Below are 16,636 nucleotides of genomic sequence, written 5' to 3'. Positions count from 1 at the left end.
CCTCAAAGAATGTGGGGGGCAATATGTTCTGCAATCAGCTCAATCGAGCGCAGGGTGTCGCGGTGCGACGGTTCGACCGAATGCACCTGGAATGAGACGTCCGTTGCGCGCGTGAGCACCGAATCTGCTTTTAGCGAGGCCAGCACCGTTTCAGGCGAGCCAATATGGGCATCAAACTGGCGACGATAATCGTGGACGGTCTCGCCTTTCACCACGTGTCCGGCGGCACGATGCTGCTGAGCCTGCCTGGCTAAGCCCGGCGTGGCGACCTTCAGCGCATAGTCATCGCTATCGGCAACGAACGCGGTGCGGGAGGCGAGGATCCGTGGCGCCACGCCTGCGGGCAGCGCATCAAGATAGGCATCGATAATCGGGTTCTGGATCGCGTCGAGCGTGAGGTCCAGCCCCTCAGCCGGGCGCGGCTGGGTGCGGGAAAGCATCAAGCCGTGTCCGGCCCGCGCGGCGCGCATGGCACCGTCAACGGAGAAGGTCGCTATCCAGATGCGTTCAGCCAGCTGCGGTGCGGGCGGGTAAAGATGGTTATCGGGATGGGTGAGCGAATCCCCGCGCCAGGCGCTTTGGATAAGGTGAAGATGGTCAGCAAAGGCCGCGCCGCGTTCTTCAAACGTCAGGCCAAACGGCAGGAAGGAGGTCGGGGTGCCGCCGGAACCGAAACCCACTTCAAGGCGTCCGTCTGAGAGCAGATCCAGCACGGCGGCATCTTCAGCAACCCGCAGCGGATTTTCCATCGGCAGGGTGATAATGGCCGTGCCAAGGCGGATGGTTGTCGTATGGGCGGCAACCTGCGCGAGGAACAGCAGCGGCGACGGCAGCCCGCCTTCGTGCTCATGAAAGTGGTGCTGGGCAATCCAGGCGCTGTTAAAGCCGTGGCGTTCGGCGTGGCGGATTTGTTCCGTCGCCAGGCGATAGCGCTCCTTTGGCGAGGCATCATCCAGCAGGCGGGTGAAAAATCCCAGGCGTTTTCGCGTCATGCGAACTCCTCCGTAGCGGGTGAGAAATGGGGGATGGCGTCAATCAGTTCGCGGGTGTAGTCGTTCAGCGGTGAAGCAAACAGCGTCTCGACCGTGCCCTGCTCAACGATCTGGCCGCTGCGCAGCACGGTGACGCTATGCGCAATGCGGCGAACCGTGGCCAGATCGTGCGTGATAAAGAGATAGGTCAGCCCCAGCTGCTGCTGCAGCTGCTGCAGGAGCGCCAGAATCTGCGCCTGCACGGTGACGTCCAGGGCCGAGGTGGCTTCGTCCAGTACCAGAATGGTCGGGTTAAGTATCAGCGCGCGGGCGATGGTGACGCGCTGGCGTTGCCCGCCGGACAGTTCTCGCGCGGTGCGCGTCAGTATATCAACGGGTAGGGCAACACGCTGCGCGACGGTCTCCACGCGGGTTTTGCGTTCCGCTTTAGTGATGCGGGTAAAGTTCTTCAGCGGCTCTTCGATAATGTCAAAGAGCGTCTGTCGCGGGTCGAGGGAGGCAAACGGATTTTGGTAAACGAACTGAATTTTTTGCCGCAGCTGCCGACGCGCTTCCCGGCTGAGGGTGGTCGCATCAATATCATCGATAATCACGCGACCGCTATCGGACTGCTCAAACCCGAGCAAAATGCGGGCGAGGGTGGTTTTACCCGATCCCGATTCACCGACCAGTGCGTGGGTGCTGCCTCGCGTCACTTCAACGCTGACGTTATCGAGCGCCTGCAGGTGGTGCCCTCTACCCAGGGAGAATTTTTTGCTGATGGACAGCGCCCGAATAGCGGGCGAAGCCAGCGGACGGCCTGCTACTGGCGGAATGGTCAAACGCTGACCCTGCAAGTCACTCAACAGCTGGCGGGTATAGGCGTGCTGAGGAGTACGAATGATATCGCTCGTGATCCCTTGCTCCTGGACGTCGCCGTGGCGAAAGACCAGCACCCTGTCGGCGCGCTGAGCGGCAAGCGCCAGATCGTGGGTCACCAACAGGACGGCGGTTCCGGACTCCCGACGCAGTACGTCAAGCAGGTCCAGAATGCGCTTTTGCACGGTGACATCCAGCGCGCTGGTGGGTTCATCGGCGACGATGACGTCCGGCTTTAGGGCAATGGCGATCGCAATCAGTACGCGCTGCTTCATGCCGCCTGAAAGCTGATGGGGATACTGCTTCATGCGCTGCTCCGGGTGGCTCAGGCCGACCTTTGTCAGCAGGGCGAGCACCTGCTCGTCGCGCTCGGCGCGGGTCACCTTCTGGTGCAGCTGAATAATTTCGCCCACCTGGGCACCGATGGTTTTCACCGGATTCAACGAGTTACCCGGATCCTGCGGGACGAGGCTGATCCGCGCGCCGCGCAGCGCGTCGAGCCGTTTAGCCGACCACTGGCTTATCTCCTCGCCGTTGAGGCTGATTTTTCCGCCATCGCGCCGGGCGTTTTCCGCCAGCAGGCCAATAATCGCCTGCGCCGTGGTGGTTTTCCCGGAGCCGGATTCGCCGACGAACGCCAGCATTTCGCCGCGCGTGAGGGTAAAGCTGACGTGATGGACCACCTCGCGCCACTGGCGCGCGGTGCGGTAGCTGATCGTCAGGTTTTCCACTGAGAGAACGGTCATGAACGGCCTCCGCTAAACTGTTGGCTGATACGGTTGGTGGCCAGCACGACGGCGATGACCACCAGACCGGGGAAGGTGGTTAGCCACCAGGCCGTAGAGAGATAGTTTCGGCCTTCGGCGATCAGCAGCCCCCACTCGGGAACGGGCGGCGGCGTGCCGTAGCCGAGGAAGCTCAGCGTCGACAGCGCCAGGATAGCCTGACCGAACTGGAGCGTCGCGAAGGCGAGAACCGCCGTTAGCGAGTTGGGCAGAATGTGTCGCCACAGCACGGCAAAGAACGTTCCGCCGCTCCCGTAGGCCGCTTCGACATAATCCGTGTGGCGGATGCGTACCACTTCACCCCGCGCCAGGCGGGCGAAGCTGGCAATGGAGGCGACGCCAACGGCAATCGCCGCGTTGACGGTGCCAAATCCGAGCAGAATGATAACCGTCAGCGACAGCAGCAGGGACGGAATGGACAGCAGCACGTCAACAAAGCGCATCAGCAGGGATTCCACGCGCCCGGCGAACGCCCCGGCAGACACGCCCAGCCCGGTGCCAACCAGCAGCCCCAGGGTGATGGCGGCGAGGGCGGCACTGAGGGAGTGCGATGCCCCGTAAACAATGCGGGTATACACGTCACGGCCAAGCTGATCGGTGCCGAGCCAGTGGCCCGCCTGCGGTGCCAGACGCTGCGCCCCGGCGATCCCTTCAATCGGGCTGAAGTGGGTAAACAGGCCCGGCGCAACGGCCGCGAGGGCAGCGGCGATAATCACCGCCCACGCCAGCCAAAGCCCCGGCTGCCATTGCAGCCCTTGCCACGAGGGGACGCGTTTTCGCGCAGCGGCAGCATAATCGACAAGACTCATGAAGTACCTCCGGTAACGGTTTGCAGGCGCGGGTCAAACAGCGGCATCAGCAGATCGACCAGCAGGTTTATCAGCACAAAACCGAGTGCGGAAATCATGACGACGGCCTGAAGCACCGCGATATCCTGGTTATTCACCGCCTGCTGGGTCAGCTGCCCGAGCCCGCTGCGGCCAAAAACGGTTTCCGTTATCAGCGCCCCGGCAGTCAGCTCGCCTAACAGCAGTCCGGCAATATTTAGAACCGGCAGCAGGGCGTTGCCGGTGACGTGGCGCCACAGCACGGCGGTTTCGCTTAGCCCTTTTGCCCGCGCAACGGCCACAAACGGTTGCGCTGCCACCTGGTCCAGGCTGCGCATCAGAATTTGCGCCAGCGGGGCGGAGATCGGAATGGCAACGGTCACGATCGGCAGGATCAGACCCTGCAGGGGCGACGGGTTAATCACCGGGATCAGCCGCAGCTGGAACGAAAAGAGTTGAATCAGGGCGATGCCCAGCCAAAACGTCGGCAGAGAGATAAACAGCACCGGCACTGACTGAATGGTATTGCTCAGCCAGCGTAATCCCGGCAGACGCGATGCAAAGGCCAGGGCAAACGCCAGCAGGACCGCCAGTACAAACGCGGGCAGGGCCAGGCTCAGGGTATCCGGCAGATTGCTGGCAATCAGCTCGCTGACCGGCACGCCCGCCTGCAGTGAATAGCCGAAATCCCCGTGCAGCATCGCCAGCAGCGTGTGGGCATACTGTTGCCACAGGGGGCTGTCCGCGCCGTAGGCCACGCGCATCTCCTCGATTTGCGCCGGGCTTAAGCCCAGATCCGGGTTCTGGAATTTAATGAGCACCGCGTCGCCCGGAAGCACCTGAAGCAACACGAACGAGAGGGTGAAGGCGGCCCACAGTACCAGCAGCCCGTGCCCAAAGCGTTGAAGAAGTGCGTGGCGCATCGTCAGCTCCTCAGTGTTTTTCAATCCACGCGCCGTAGAACGACGGGCGGCCTACCGCTTCAAAGCTCACGCCTTTCAGCCAGGGGGCACCGGCAAAGACCTGCGGCTCCTCGAAGATCGGAATAACGTAGGCGTTATCCAGCAGATAGCGCTGGGCGTCTCCGGTCAGCTGCAGGCGCTTTTGCGGATCGACCTCAGCCGAGATGTTCACCAGAAGTTCATTCAGCCTGTCGTCACGGAAGCTTTTAACCTTGTCGCTGGAGCCGCCTTTTTGCAGCAGCGCGTCGCGGTTAGCGGGGTAGAACATACTTTTCACCACGTCCGGGTCGGCGCGGCCTACTTCGGAGACGGTGAGCGGGGTTTTCAGCGGGTCGAGGTTATCCAGCGTGCGGCTGCCCGCGTCACCGGCTTTCACGCTCAGCGCCACGCCAACCTGGCGCCACTGCTGGGCCACGAGCTGCAGCACCTCTTTGTTTTGCGGCTGCGGCAGGGATTCATAAACGGTCAACGCCAGGCGCTGACCGTCTTTGGTGCGGATCCCGTCGGCACCCGCCTTCCAGCCTGCTTCATCAAGCAACGAATTGGCTTTGGTCGGGTCGAAAGTAAGCTTGTCGCTGAGGTCGACAAAGCCCGCCGCGGAATCAGCGATAACCGATTTGGCCTGCGGATAGTTTGGTGAGAAAAGGGTATCGACCACCTGTTTGGAATTGGTGGCGTGCAGCAGCGCCTGACGTACGCGAAGGTCGGAGACCAGCGGGTTGTCCGGCCGGAAGCTGATGCTGTCGTTTACCCCGCGCGTAGGGGCGGCGTAAATTTTATAGCCCTGATCCGTAGCCTGTTTTTCATCATAGGCCTGAACCTGACGAATAAAGTCGGCCTGACCTGCCAGCAACGCGCCGACGCGCACGCTGTCTTCCTGGGTCACAATAAATTTGATGCCGTCGAGATTGGCTGGCCCCTGCTGCGCCAGATTTTTTGGTCCCCACCGGTAGTCCTTGCGGGCTTCAAGCGTCACTTCGCGACCGAGCTTCTCGTCCTTCACCACAAACGGGCCGGAGCCGATGATATGGCGGGCATCGCCCAGCGCTTCAAAGTTACGCTTCAGCGTGCTCAGCGAGACAAGGCCCGAACCAATGGTTGCCGTGCCCTGAAGGAAGCCTGGCGACGGCTTTTTGAAGTAAAACTTCACGGTCAGCGGATCGACCACTTCGCTGCGATCGTAGTTATTGATCACTTCTGACACCGGCAGGCGCTGCGCCTTGTTGCCCAGTCCGTAGGTATCGAAGTTTTTGGCCACGGCGTTAGCATCCAGCGGCGTCCCGTCAGAGAAGGTGATGCCGGGACGGATTTTAAAGGTGTACTCGGTTTTATCGGCGTTGGTGGTCCAGCTTTCAGCAACCCAGGGTTCAACCTGCAGCGTTTTCGGGTTCTGCCAGGTCAGCTTGTCCGTGATTTGATTCAGGATCCCGCCGTTGGGATAGAAGCCACCGGCAGGCGGATAGAGGTTTGTGTGCGCCTGTTGCTCCAGGTAAATCAGCGTGCCGCCCTTGACGGGTGACTCAGCAGCCCATGCGCCGGTGGTAGCCAGAATCAGCGCCGTCAGCAGCGGCAGGCGAAAGGGAGTTTGCATGGTGAATTCCTTTGTTATCTTCTTGTTAGCGTCGGGATCATCATCGGGCGCGTGGGAAAACAAGGGAACAAAGGAATTGAGATAAGGATTGCCGGAAACTGAAAATAAAAAGCGCCCCGGAAACGGGGCGATGTCAGTGTACTAGACGAATTTCGCCAGCGGGTCGGCGGCGGCAAAGGCCACCGTTTTGTCCGCTGCCGGGGGGTAGATCAGCTCGTTGGTGATGGCGATTTTGATCTTCTTCGCCTCGTCGCGCACCGATTTGATCTCCTGCTCCCAGCCCTCGGTGTAGACCGCGCCCCATGCGCCTAAATCCAGGCAGGTCACGTAGTTCACCTGGCGATAAGGGTAGGGCTCAATGTTGAGCAGGCTGGCTGCTGCGTTGTGTCCGGCGAATTTCCCTAGCTGGATCGCGTGCTGGCAGGTCATCAGCGCCGTGTTACCCGCGTCGTCCGTTTTCGCGTGCGCCATATCCCCTGTGGCATACACGTCCGGACAGTCGGGAACCTGCAGCGACTCGGTGACGATAAGGCGTCCCTGATTATCACGTTCACCCTCAATCTGCTGGCTAAGCGGGTTTGCCTCAACGCCCGCCGTCCACACCACGGTAGAAGCGGCAATACGTTCCCCGTTTTTTAGCGTTACGCCGTTCGCATCGATTGCTTCAACCTCGCTGTTAAGACGCCATTCCACGCCCAGCTCGCGGCTTGCGTCTTCAACGGTTTTGCGCAGGGCTGCACTGTAACGCCCGCCGATGACGGCACCGCGTTCAACTACGATAATTTTAATCTCAGTATTTTCACCCAAGCGTCCGCGGAGGCGGGCAGGAAGCTCGGTCGCCAGCTCAATGCCGGTAAAACCGCCGCCGCAAACCACCACGGTATTGCGCTCAGGAGAGGCGGGGCGTGAGGTCAGAGAATCCAGGTGCTGCTCGAATACCTGCGCCGATTCCAGCTGGTCGATATCAAAGGCGTGTTCGGCCAGCCCGGCAATGGAAGGACGTTTGGTCTGGCTACCGGTTGCCAGCACTAAACGTTCGTAGGCTACCGTGGCTTTAAGACCGTCGGCATCCAGGTAGGTAACTTTTTTTGCCTTCGTATCAATACATTCTGCGCTACCCGCAATAAACGCTATACCCAGTTCCGCAAACAGTTCGGTAAGCGGCGCGACCAGCGTCGATACGCTTTCTTCATAGAAGCGTGGGCGCACGCGCAGTTCAGGAGCTGGTGCCAGTACGGCGATATTCAGACCGTTATTCCCCTCAAGCGAAGATAGGCGAGCGGCGCTGACCGCGGCCCACATACCGGAAAATCCACTACCCACAATTAAAATCTGCTTCTTCATGTTCGATCCTTTTGATCGTCAGGCCGGATGTCTGACATAACTGCCACTATACTTGTCGGAGTTAACTGCGACAACTTCTTTCTGAGTTAAAAATCGTTATAATGGCCCGAACAGCAAACTGGAGTTACCCATGGCGTTTTACAGTTCCGGTGTGGAATATGGCATTCACAGCCTGATGTGCATGGTGGATGCGAAGGGCAACGAGCGGGAGATGAGCGTCCGGGAAATGGCGGCCCTGCAGGGCGTGCCCTATGATTACCTGGGCAAAATCTTTACCCGACTGTCGCGTGCCGGGCTGGTGATTAGCACCGAGGGCAAGGGCGGGGGATTTAAGCTGGCCAGACCGGCGGAACTGATCACCGTGCTGGATGTTGCCCATGCCATAGATGGTGAAAAAAATATGTTCGAGTGCCGGGAAGTGCGCCAGAGGCTGGCAGTTTTCGATGAAACGCCTCCAGCCTGGGTGTGCGAAGGCCCGTGCGGGGTACGTTCGGTGATGGACAGCGCGCAGCAGCGAATGGAAGAGGAGTTAGCGCGCCACACCATTCTCGACCTGGCGCGCAAGATGTACCGCAAAGCGCCGGACACGTTCCAGATTGAGGTTCAGGCGTGGATTTCTGACCGGCGTTCGTCGTAGAAGTTGGCCGGGTAAGGTGAAGCCTCACCCGGCAGAGACGTTTAGGAACGTAAATCAATCACCATACGGCCACGGATTTGGCCCTGTTCCATCTCTTTGAAAATGGCGTTGATATCTTCCAGCGGGCGCATCGTCACTTTCGGCACCACTTTGCCTTCTGCGGCAAACTGGAAGGCTTCCTGCAGATCCTGGCGCGTACCGACCAGCGACCCGACCACCTGAATGCCGTCCAGAACCAGACGTGGAATATCCAGGCTCATCGCTTCTGGCGGCAGGCCAACCGCGACCACGCGACCACCGGCACGAACGGCGTCAACCGCCGAGTTGAACGCCGCTTTTGCGACAGCAGTGACCACCGCGGCATGTGCGCCACCGGTTTTTTCCTGAATGACTTTTGCTGCGTCTTCATTGCGGGAGTTTACGGTTAAATCCGCGCCCATGCTTGCCGCCAGTTTCAGCTGTTCATCGTTCACGTCGATAGCGATAACTTTGGCATTAAAGACGTTTTTGGCGTATTGCAGCGCAAGGTTGCCCAGCCCGCCCAGGCCATAGATCGCAATCCACTGACCCGGTTTGATATCTGATACCTTCACGGCCTTATAGGTGGTCACGCCCGCACAGGTAATGCTGCTGGCCTCGGCAGAACCCAGACCCTCTGGCACATTAACCGCGTAATCCGCCGTTACGATGCACTCTTCCGCCATCCCGCCGTCGACGGAATAACCGGCATTTTTCACATCGCGGCACAGGGTTTCGTTCCCGGTATTACAATATTCACAGTGTCCGCAGCCCTCGAAGAACCACGCCACGCTGGCGCGATCGCCCACTTTCAGCGAATGGACGCCCGGCCCAATCTCTTTTACGATCCCAATCCCTTCATGGCCCAGGATCACACCGGTTTTATCGCCGAAATCGCCATTTTTTACGTGAAGGTCGGTGTGGCAAACGCCACAGCATTCCATCTTCAGAAGGGCTTCGCCATGCTTCAGCGAGCGTAGGGTTTTTTCGGTGACGTTGACCTGATGATCCTGTGTAACGACAGCAGCCTTCATGTATTTCTCCTTGTTCATGATGAGTGTCTGCATAGCAGGGTATTACTCACTAAGGATTAATGGATTGGCGCTGTAATGCAAGGTGACGGCAACATAATGTCATAATTTCATTCGATTTCAGATTAAGAATACAGCGTTCCTCTAATAATCAGGGGGGAATAAAAGTGCCAAAAAAACGTCATGTTTCTGTCATGACCCAAACGTAACGTGTTGTCTTCCAAATAACCGAAGAGTTAAAAGACAATGCATCTGGTGAAAAAGCTTCTCGCAATCAGCATCCTCCTGTCCGCTTCCGTACAGGCGCAAAACATCCTCGACTTCCCTCAGCCGGAAAACAATCCGGAAGAGTTTTATGCCGTCACAGAGATCCCGGCGGGAGGCATTATCAAATATGAAACCGATGCCAAAACCGGCTTTATCGTCGCGGATCGTTTCCAGTCCATGCCGGTAGCATACCCGGCGAACTACGGTTCTTTGACCCAGTCCCTGGCAGGTGATGGCGATCCGCTGGATGTAATTTTCTACACCCGCGCACCGATGGCGCCGGGCACGCTTATCAAGCTGCGCGCGATCGGCGTGCTGAAGATGGTCGACGGCGGTGAGAAAGACGACAAAATCGTTGCGGTCCCGGCGAGCAAAATCGACCCGACCTATGACGACGTTAAAGAGCTAAGCGACCTGCCGAAAATAGAAGTACAGCGCCTGGAGTCGTTTTTCCGCGTGTACAAACAGCTGCCGGAAGGGCGCAAAAAAGTGGAGCTGAGCGGCTTCAACGACGCCGCGACGGCGAAGCAGGAAATTAAACAGGCATGGGATGCCTGGAAAGAGAAAAAACCGCAGTAAAAAACTGGCCCGGCGAGGCTACCGCCGGGCCCGGTTTTACAGCTGTGCTTCTATCATCTCAATCTCTTTACGCCATTGCGCCTGCAGCTGCGGCTTTTGATGCTTCGGCTTACGCGCCAGGTCTTCCTCGAGCAGCGTTTCCAGCGCGACCAGCCGTTCAAGCAAATCGTCAAACTCTGAACAGGACTCACCGTTGACCACTGGAGCAGATATCGGTGATGTAAGCCCAGTGCTTTCACGCAGCCGTTCAAATACCGCCTCAGCATCGTGCCATTCGCTCAGCTTTCCGTCCTCAATCAGCCAAAAACGATTGCAGCTTTGGCTGATTAACTGACGATCGTGGCTGACCAGCAGCACGCCACCTTCGAACTGTTGCAGGGTTTCCGCCAGCGCCTCTTTGCCTTCCATGTCCAGATGGTTGGTGGGTTCATCCAGCATCAGCAGGCTATAGCGGGCAAGCGTCAGGCCAACAAACAGCAGGCGAGAACGCTCGCCGCCGCTCAGGGTGCTGACCTTTTGTCCGTGGCGCGCCCAGGGGAACCCGGCGCTAATCAGGGCCATTTTGCGGTTCTGCGGATCGGGGGCAAACGGCTCCAGGGCGTCAAGCAGCGAGGCATCGTCCGGCAGCTGGTGCAGCGTCTGGTCGTAGTAACCTGGCGATACGCGAGGATGGATCTTCAATCCATCGTCTGTCCGTGCATCCGTAAACTGTCGCCAGATGAGCTTCATCAGCGACGATTTACCGCAGCCGTTACGACCCACAATCGCCACCCGATCGCCGCTTTTTAGCCGCGCGATGTCGATGTTGAACAGGTTCGGAAGGCCCGGCGCTGGCGGCACGCCGAGGTTTTCCATCTCCAGCAGGCGGTCAGCCCGAAGCGCGTCGCCGCGAAGGGTTAACGTCCACTGGCTGCCGGCCGTCACTTCCGTCTGGCTCTCCTTTAGCCGTTCGACCTGTTTTTCCATCTGTTTGGCCTTGCGGGACAGATCTTCGTTGTCGTAAACCTTGCCCCAGGTCGCCAGCCGCCTGGCGCTGGCGGCCACGCGGTCGATCTCCTTTTGTTCAGCTTTATGACGCTGCGCATCGCTTTCGTCCCTGGCAGCCAGCGCGCGGCGCGCGGCGGTGCAGGGAAGGGCAAAGTAATGCAGCGTTTTGTCACGCAGGAACCAGCTGCCGTTGGTCACGGCGTCCAGCAGCTGACGGTCGTGCGAAACCAGCACGAAGCTGCCAGCCCAGTTCTGTAAGAACTGCTCAAGCCATAGCATGGTGGGCAGGTCGAGGTGGTTGCTGGGTTCATCCAGAAGGAGGAGATCCGGCTCGCCTATCAGCGCGCGAGCCAGCAGCAGGCGCGTATGCTGTCCGCCGCTCAGGGTGGCGGATTGCAGCGCCATGTCCTGCGGCGTAAAGCCCATGCCCGCCAGCAGCGTTTCGGCTTTCCAGCACAGGCTGTCGCGTTCAGCAGACGGCAGCTGAGCCAGTACCGCATCCAGCATGGTCAGGGGATAAATCGCTTCCGGCAGATGTTGCTCCACGCGCGCCATCAGGCAGTGGCCGGCCAGCGCTACCGTTCCGGCAGCAGGGGAGTCCGTACCGTCCAGAATTTTTAAAAGCGTACTTTTTCCGCAGCCGTTATCGCCCAGCAGACCAATGCGGTCGCCTTTTTTCAGCGTAAAGGAGAGTGAGTCGAAGAGCGTGCCAAACGCCGTATCAACGCGTAAAGATTGTGCAGTGAGTAAAGTGCTCATTGTTGCTTACCCAAGAGTTACAGGCATGGTTATGCCTCGTCAAACATCGCTGACGATAACTCAGTAAGCCCGAGAGAAGGGATTTCAGGGGTTGGTGTCTTCGCTCAAGCAGAAGTTATCGCAGCACGATACCGATAACGCTTGAGCGAGTGCGATCGCCAAATGTATGTGAAACATTGAAAATTTCACGATACAGCATAATTAGCCTCCTTATATGTTGTGAGTTTATAGGTAGCTATCACTATATAACGTTTTTAAGCATAAGCCTACCTTTACCACTTATGGCAGCTCTGCGGTTAACTTAAGCATTTTCACTCTTCATCAGGGTCAATGGAGGTAAAGTACCTTTTGGTCCCCTTCGTTATCATGCGCAACAACGATCGTTCCATGAATCACGATAGATAATATTACCCTCCGTATACTTCCAGGTTATCGCTTCATAGCGCAATTCGAGCGTTTCAAGGTGTGTACTGCTCATACTGTTAGGAGCCAGGTAGGGTGCAACCGTTGTGAACTTGACGTTTTCCAGAATGATATTGAAATACTCGGCCTCAATGCCTGATTCGAGAATTCGGTACATTTTAATTGTGGCTTTCTTCATAGTTCGGCCTTCACAGACAGCGCGGTATAAAAGTGGTGTTGTCTGATCAAACTCCTTTACTATTGTGATAGGGCGATGAACTCGCGTTCCTGTCAGTTTTCCCCAGCTTGGATCTACTGGGATAGTGACACCGTGTGAGAAGGATTTTAACTCGATAGACCCCAGGCGAAGTGGCATAAGGCAATTGCCAACGATCGGAGAACCATTTTCATCTTCAAGCCATAAGTGTGCGGGTGTAGACATAATATTTCCTTATAAATAAGATAGCCTTTGACGGCTACCATTTAACATATCGATAAAAGACAACGATAACGAAAATGCAGAATATGGGGACAGGCCATATCGGTCCATCAGGGAAAAATTGAAAAAAGACAACAGCAAATGCAAGTGTCAATAAGGCAGGGCCGTACATCGATATCAATGACCTGAATATTCGCCTGAAAATCCGTTTAATAAGAATCATTATGCTCATCAAATCAGCCTTCTGATGATATCTGCAATTTCACCATCCAATCCCCATTGTGCTTTAAACGCTCCTGCTCGCTCAAACAATGGTTCTATCAGGAAGTACATCATTTCCAATTCCTGTGCATATAATGCCGAGTAGTACTCTGGATAGGTAATCTGAAGACGACTCGCGCTATCTGCCGCTTTCTGCACAACGCCATATACGCCAATAATCCCAACAAAACCGCCTGCTCTTCGTCCTGTCTGTACACTGAGTTCAAGGCTTATATTCAAGCCTGCAGCAACAAATGATGCTGTTGCTAAAGCAAATCCCGAGTTTGTCAGTGAACTTGCGGCGATATGAATATTTACTGCCATTAGTAATTTTTTGATGTGCTCTAGTTGATCGGAGGTTTTGTGCCGGAATACTTCTTCAAAATAGATTTTGAGCATTTCACACACAACATCTCTATGCCATATTACATGATATACACCCTTAGCAAATCGCATGTCTTGGGACTTTTGCTTCTGACATACATCCTGATATTCAGCAGTAAAGCAAGACGTATAATACAGCGCGCGCGTAGCACCTGCGCCGATCGTTTCAATCTGATTTGATACGGCTTTTCCTACACCCGCTAATGCGTGGTCGAGTTTTAACGCAAGGATGTTATTCGCCTGTAAATAACGTATCACTTGATCGCTATAGTACATAACCGCTCCTTTTTAGTGATGGGAAATGCTAATAAACCCTTAAAACAATCTTTTATTTAGGCAAAAAGTGTTATGCGTAATATTTATATTTCTACGGAATATGCATGGTTGTCGAAATATTAATTTTTTAAATACAGGGCAGGGAGTGCTGTAGTAGCAGAAAAGAAAATAAAGGAAGGAGGGGTTCACGTTCCCTCTCCCGTTGAGGAGAGGGAACGGTCGGAGCGTAGAATTAAATCGAAGTACGACGATAGCTGCGGTATTCCGGCATCCAGTAGTTATCGTCAATGGCCTGCTGCAGCGCATCGGCAGAGGTATTTACCGCCACGCCCTGCTGCTGGGCCATTTTGCCGACCGCAAACGCAATGGCACGGGAGACTTTCTGGATATCTTTCAGCTCCGGCAACACCAGGCCTTCACCATCGTTCACCAGCGGGGAGTGGCCCGCAAGGGTCTCACTTGCCGACATCAGCATTTCGTCAGTAATGCGCGACGCGCCGGAGGCGATAACGCCCAGACCAATGCCCGGGAAGATATAGGAGTTATTGCACTGGGCAATCGGATAAACCTTGTCTTTCCAGACTACCGGATCGAACGGGCTGCCGGTGGCAACCAGCGCATTGCCTTCGGTCCAGGCGATGATGTCCTGCGGCGTCGCTTCCACGCGAGAGGTCGGGTTAGAAAGCGGCATCACGATTGGGCGTTCGCAGTACTTGTGCATCTCGCGAATGATCTCTTCGGTGAAGAGGCCGGTTTGCCCGGAAACGCCGATCAGAATATCCGGCTTCACGTTGCGTACCACGTCGAGCAGGGAGAGCACTTCGTTGTCGGTGTCCCAGTTCTTCAGTCCTTCGCGCTTTTGCACCAGCTTCGTCTGGAACGGGAGCAGGTTTGGCATACCATCCGTCAGCAGGCCAAAGCGATCGACCATGAACACGCGGGAGCGTGCCAGCTCTTCGCTTAATCCTTCGCGCTGGGTCTGGGCGATAATCTGTTCGGCAATGCCGCAGCCCGCGGAGCCTGCGCCGAGGAACACTATTTTCTGATAGCTCAGCTGGCTGCCCGCCGCGCGGCTGGCGGCAATCAGCGTGCCCACGGTGACGGCTGCAGTGCCCTGAATGTCGTCATTAAACGAGCAGATCTCATCCCGATAGCGGTTCAGCAGCGGCATCGCGTTTTTCTGCGCGAAATCTTCAAACTGCAGCAGCACGTCCGGCCAGCGGTGCTTAACGGCCTGGATGAAATCATCAACGAACTGGTAATACTCGTCGTCGGTAATGCGCGGGTGGCGCCAGCCCATGTACAGTGGATCGGTCAGCAGCTGCTGGTTGTTAGTACCCACATCAAGCACCACCGGCAGCGTATAGGCCGGGCTGATACCGCCGCACGCGGTGTACAGAGAAAGCTTACCGATTGGAATGCCCATTCCGCCGATGCCCTGGTCGCCCAGGCCAAGAATACGTTCACCGTCGGTCACCACAATCACCTTGATGTTGTGGTTAGGCACGTTCTGCAGAATGTCATCCATGTTGTGACGATTCTGATAGGAGATAAACACGCCGCGTGAGCGACGGTAGATTTCAGAGAAACGCTCGCAGGCCGCGCCGACCGTCGGGGTGTAAATCACCGGCATCATCTCTTCGAGATGATTTTGTACCAGGCGGTAGAAGAGGGTTTCGTTGGTGTCCTGAATGTTGCGCAGGTAGATGTGCTTGTCGATTTCGGTTTTGAAGCCCTGGTACTGTATCCAGGCGCGCTCTGCCTGTTCTTCGATGGTTTCAACCACTTCCGGAAGGAGGCCCAGCAGGTTAAAGCTGCTGCGTTCTTCCATGCTGAAGGCACTGCCTTTGTTCAGGAGGGGGAATTCCAGTAATACCGGACCGGCGTATGGAATATATAAGGAACGATGTTTTTTCAGTTTGTTGTCCATGTCACTCACTCTTTTTTTGAAGATCCGTCCCTGACACTGCTGTTTGTCATCTTTCTGGCCTGTGCTGCGGGGCGCGGTCGGGCAGTATTATAGAGGAGCTAAATATTAATTACCGCAACACATAAAAAAAACACCATCGGGATTACCGATGGTGCTGTGGATTTCGTGCCGGAACTTACTTGCCTGCGTGGCGTTTCCTGCCCGTGGCGTGGGTGACCTGGGTTTCGCTGTCGCCCTCAATCACCACTTTGCGCTGGTTAGACAGCTTGTAGTTCAGTCCCAGAATATGGCGTGCCTGACGGTTCGATTTCATATTAACTCCTCAATCCTGTTGATAGTTTTAAGGACAAGCCTGCTTGCGCAAGCGAAATGTAACCCCTTAGGTTGCAGATCCAGCTTAGCAGGTTTTTACAAAGGTGCGCTTTGCCCGCTCACAACGTAATTAATGGTCTGCTGGTAGATGTCACTGAGGATGTCATTGTCTGTGGCTTCCACCCACCGGGTCAGTTCCATCAAAATGTCATCTTCAGTCACAGCACCGTGCTCGGCGTGAAGACCCTGCGCAATCGCGTTCACGAGTTCTGGTTGTGCTGATGTAGTATTTGCCGGGTAATAAGTAAACATGCTGCCTCCGTTCGTTATCTGTTTAATGTTACGGCTTGCAAAATCGTAATTCGCATTCAGAGTGACAAATATTTTTGCCGTTGTGGTTCAGATTCGTCCTGGAAATAAAAATATCATATGCCTTAGCACAGAAATAAAATTTAGGGTTTCCAGCGGCGTAAATTTGTTGTTTTTTCGTAGGGCATCGGTGAAGGCCAGGAAATCATTTCCACAATGCTGCCCCATGGCGTTTGACCATAACAGAAAGCATTCCCTTCGCCCTGCTCGTCCGGGAAGTTGAGCGGCTTCGGCTCTGTAAACATTTCGCCCCCGGCGGCGGTAAATGCAGTGACGGCAGCGTCAAAATCATCAACATAAACAGCAAAGTGCTGCAGGCCGAAGTCGCTTGCGCGGGCAGGCATACCCTGCTCAGGGCCGTGCATTTCGAAGAGTTCTATGCCGGGTCCGTGGGGCATGGCGAGCATGCGGATGGCGCGGATTTTAGTGCCGGGGAATAATCTCAGCGTGTGCTGCTGGGCGGAGTGGTCGATATTATCCGTTTCGGCATCGACAGAGTGATATAAAACCTGTGCGCCGAAAGCGCGTTCAAAAAATAGGGTGGCTTTTTCAATGTCGGGCACCGTAATACCGATGTGGTCGATGCCCCTTACCGATGAATGCATATATATCTCCTGCTATAAAAA

The 16,636-nt window shown here is 56.1% G+C and carries 17 protein-coding genes; 2 read left to right on the top strand and 15 right to left on the bottom strand.

Going from position 1 to position 16,636, the window contains the following annotated elements; translation table 11 throughout:
- Window positions 1–2: 2 nt before the first annotated feature.
- From VPX56_RS11975 to VPX56_RS11950, 6 genes are all read right to left on the bottom strand, one after another.
- Complete coding sequence (locus VPX56_RS11975) at window positions 3–992, bottom strand: putative FMN-dependent luciferase-like monooxygenase (RefSeq protein WP_326466487.1); 990 nt, start codon at window positions 990–992, stop codon at window positions 3–5.
- A complete protein-coding gene (locus VPX56_RS11970) occupies window positions 989–2,596 on the bottom strand; it encodes an ABC transporter ATP-binding protein (protein WP_326466485.1) in 1,608 nt (535 codons plus the stop codon). Before VPX56_RS11970 ends, VPX56_RS11975 begins: the two co-directional genes overlap by 4 nt.
- Window positions 2,593–3,444, bottom strand: a complete 852-nt coding sequence (locus tag VPX56_RS11965) for an ABC transporter permease (protein ID WP_326466483.1) — start codon at window positions 3,442–3,444, stop codon at window positions 2,593–2,595. The genes VPX56_RS11970 and VPX56_RS11965 overlap by 4 nt, the downstream gene beginning before the upstream one ends.
- Window positions 3,441–4,385, bottom strand: a complete 945-nt coding sequence (locus VPX56_RS11960; protein WP_326466482.1) for an ABC transporter permease — start codon at window positions 4,383–4,385, stop codon at window positions 3,441–3,443. The genes VPX56_RS11965 and VPX56_RS11960 overlap by 4 nt, the downstream gene beginning before the upstream one ends.
- A 10-nt stretch (window positions 4,386–4,395) precedes the next feature.
- Window positions 4,396–6,015 (bottom strand): TIGR04028 family ABC transporter substrate-binding protein, encoded by a 1,620-nt coding sequence (locus VPX56_RS11955; protein ID WP_326466480.1) that lies wholly within the window; start codon window positions 6,013–6,015, stop codon window positions 4,396–4,398.
- A 141-nt stretch (window positions 6,016–6,156) separates the two neighbouring features.
- Window positions 6,157–7,359 (bottom strand): NAD(P)/FAD-dependent oxidoreductase, encoded by a 1,203-nt coding sequence (locus VPX56_RS11950; protein WP_326466478.1) that lies wholly within the window; start codon window positions 7,357–7,359, stop codon window positions 6,157–6,159.
- Between the two features lie 130 nt (window positions 7,360–7,489).
- Between VPX56_RS11950 and VPX56_RS11945 the strand changes: the two genes are divergently transcribed.
- Window positions 7,490–7,996, top strand: coding sequence for an RrF2 family transcriptional regulator (locus tag VPX56_RS11945; protein WP_131632580.1), 507 nt, complete (start codon window positions 7,490–7,492; stop codon window positions 7,994–7,996).
- Between the two features lie 41 nt (window positions 7,997–8,037).
- On the opposite strand, the gene adhP is transcribed toward VPX56_RS11945, so the two are convergent.
- Complete coding sequence (gene adhP / locus VPX56_RS11940) at window positions 8,038–9,048, bottom strand: alcohol dehydrogenase AdhP (protein ID WP_326466476.1); 1,011 nt, start codon at window positions 9,046–9,048, stop codon at window positions 8,038–8,040.
- A gap of 243 nt (window positions 9,049–9,291) precedes the next feature.
- Between adhP and VPX56_RS11935 the strand changes: the two genes are divergently transcribed.
- Window positions 9,292–9,891 (top strand): inorganic diphosphatase, encoded by a 600-nt coding sequence (locus tag VPX56_RS11935; RefSeq protein WP_131632582.1) that lies wholly within the window; start codon window positions 9,292–9,294, stop codon window positions 9,889–9,891.
- A 36-nt stretch (window positions 9,892–9,927) separates the two neighbouring features.
- Here VPX56_RS11935 and VPX56_RS11930 read toward each other — a convergent pair whose 3' ends face one another.
- From VPX56_RS11930 to VPX56_RS11895, 8 genes are all read right to left on the bottom strand, one after another.
- Window positions 9,928–11,637, bottom strand: a complete 1,710-nt coding sequence (locus tag VPX56_RS11930; protein ID WP_131632583.1) for an ABC-F family ATP-binding cassette domain-containing protein — start codon at window positions 11,635–11,637, stop codon at window positions 9,928–9,930.
- Window positions 11,638–12,001: 364 nt separating this feature from the next.
- Window positions 12,002–12,481 (bottom strand): Hcp family type VI secretion system effector, encoded by a 480-nt coding sequence (locus VPX56_RS11925; RefSeq protein ID WP_131632584.1) that lies wholly within the window; start codon window positions 12,479–12,481, stop codon window positions 12,002–12,004.
- Between the two features lie 34 nt (window positions 12,482–12,515).
- The gene (locus VPX56_RS11920; protein WP_120158352.1) at window positions 12,516–12,704 is read right to left on the bottom strand and encodes a hypothetical protein; all 189 of its coding nucleotides are present in this window, start codon (window positions 12,702–12,704) and stop codon (window positions 12,516–12,518) included.
- 5 nt (window positions 12,705–12,709) lie between these two features.
- Complete coding sequence (locus VPX56_RS11915; RefSeq protein ID WP_131632585.1) at window positions 12,710–13,399, bottom strand: hypothetical protein; 690 nt, start codon at window positions 13,397–13,399, stop codon at window positions 12,710–12,712.
- A gap of 232 nt (window positions 13,400–13,631) precedes the next feature.
- Window positions 13,632–15,329, bottom strand: coding sequence for an NAD-dependent malic enzyme (locus VPX56_RS11910; RefSeq protein ID WP_263609641.1), 1,698 nt, complete (start codon window positions 15,327–15,329; stop codon window positions 13,632–13,634).
- A 175-nt stretch (window positions 15,330–15,504) separates the two neighbouring features.
- Window positions 15,505–15,642, bottom strand: coding sequence for a stationary-phase-induced ribosome-associated protein (gene sra / locus VPX56_RS11905; RefSeq protein WP_013096533.1), 138 nt, complete (start codon window positions 15,640–15,642; stop codon window positions 15,505–15,507).
- A 95-nt stretch (window positions 15,643–15,737) separates the two neighbouring features.
- Window positions 15,738–15,953 carry a biofilm-dependent modulation protein gene (gene bdm, locus VPX56_RS11900; RefSeq protein ID WP_131632587.1) on the bottom strand — a complete coding sequence of 72 codons (216 nt, stop codon included), beginning with the start codon at window positions 15,951–15,953 and terminating at the stop codon, window positions 15,738–15,740.
- A gap of 140 nt (window positions 15,954–16,093) precedes the next feature.
- Entirely contained in the window at window positions 16,094–16,615 is a 522-nt protein-coding gene (locus VPX56_RS11895; protein ID WP_326466464.1) for a VOC family protein, read from the bottom strand.
- Between the last annotated feature and the right edge of the window lie 21 nt (window positions 16,616–16,636).

The sequence above is a fragment of the Enterobacter wuhouensis genome, assembly GCF_035835995.1.
GTDB lineage: Bacteria > Pseudomonadota > Gammaproteobacteria > Enterobacterales > Enterobacteriaceae > Enterobacter > Enterobacter wuhouensis.
The sequence above is the reverse complement of the archived record's forward strand: the minus strand, read 5'-3'. Positions and strand labels throughout refer to the sequence as shown.

Coding starts and splice junctions, on each gene's coding strand:
- VPX56_RS11970 (WP_326466485.1), bottom strand. CDS start 2,596: ATGACCGTTCTCTCAGTGGAAAACCTGACGATCAGCTACCGCACCGCG.
- VPX56_RS11910 (WP_263609641.1), bottom strand. CDS start 15,329: ATGGACAACAAACTGAAAAAACATCGTTCCTTATATATTCCATACGCC.
- VPX56_RS11945 (WP_131632580.1), top strand. CDS start 7,490: ATGGCGTTTTACAGTTCCGGTGTGGAATATGGCATTCACAGCCTGATG.
- VPX56_RS11895 (WP_326466464.1), bottom strand. CDS start 16,615: ATGCATTCATCGGTAAGGGGCATCGACCACATCGGTATTACGGTGCCC.
- VPX56_RS11975 (WP_326466487.1), bottom strand. CDS start 992: ATGACGCGAAAACGCCTGGGATTTTTCACCCGCCTGCTGGATGATGCC.
- VPX56_RS11965 (WP_326466483.1), bottom strand. CDS start 3,444: ATGAGTCTTGTCGATTATGCTGCCGCTGCGCGAAAACGCGTCCCCTCG.
- VPX56_RS11950 (WP_326466478.1), bottom strand. CDS start 7,359: ATGAAGAAGCAGATTTTAATTGTGGGTAGTGGATTTTCCGGTATGTGG.
- bdm (WP_131632587.1), bottom strand. CDS start 15,953: ATGTTTACTTATTACCCGGCAAATACTACATCAGCACAACCAGAACTC.
- VPX56_RS11915 (WP_131632585.1), bottom strand. CDS start 13,399: ATGTACTATAGCGATCAAGTGATACGTTATTTACAGGCGAATAACATC.
- sra (WP_013096533.1), bottom strand. CDS start 15,642: ATGAAATCGAACCGTCAGGCACGCCATATTCTGGGACTGAACTACAAG.
- VPX56_RS11925 (WP_131632584.1), bottom strand. CDS start 12,481: ATGTCTACACCCGCACACTTATGGCTTGAAGATGAAAATGGTTCTCCG.
- VPX56_RS11955 (WP_326466480.1), bottom strand. CDS start 6,015: ATGCAAACTCCCTTTCGCCTGCCGCTGCTGACGGCGCTGATTCTGGCT.
- adhP (WP_326466476.1), bottom strand. CDS start 9,048: ATGAAGGCTGCTGTCGTTACACAGGATCATCAGGTCAACGTCACCGAA.
- VPX56_RS11935 (WP_131632582.1), top strand. CDS start 9,292: ATGCATCTGGTGAAAAAGCTTCTCGCAATCAGCATCCTCCTGTCCGCT.
- VPX56_RS11930 (WP_131632583.1), bottom strand. CDS start 11,637: ATGAGCACTTTACTCACTGCACAATCTTTACGCGTTGATACGGCGTTT.
- VPX56_RS11960 (WP_326466482.1), bottom strand. CDS start 4,385: ATGCGCCACGCACTTCTTCAACGCTTTGGGCACGGGCTGCTGGTACTG.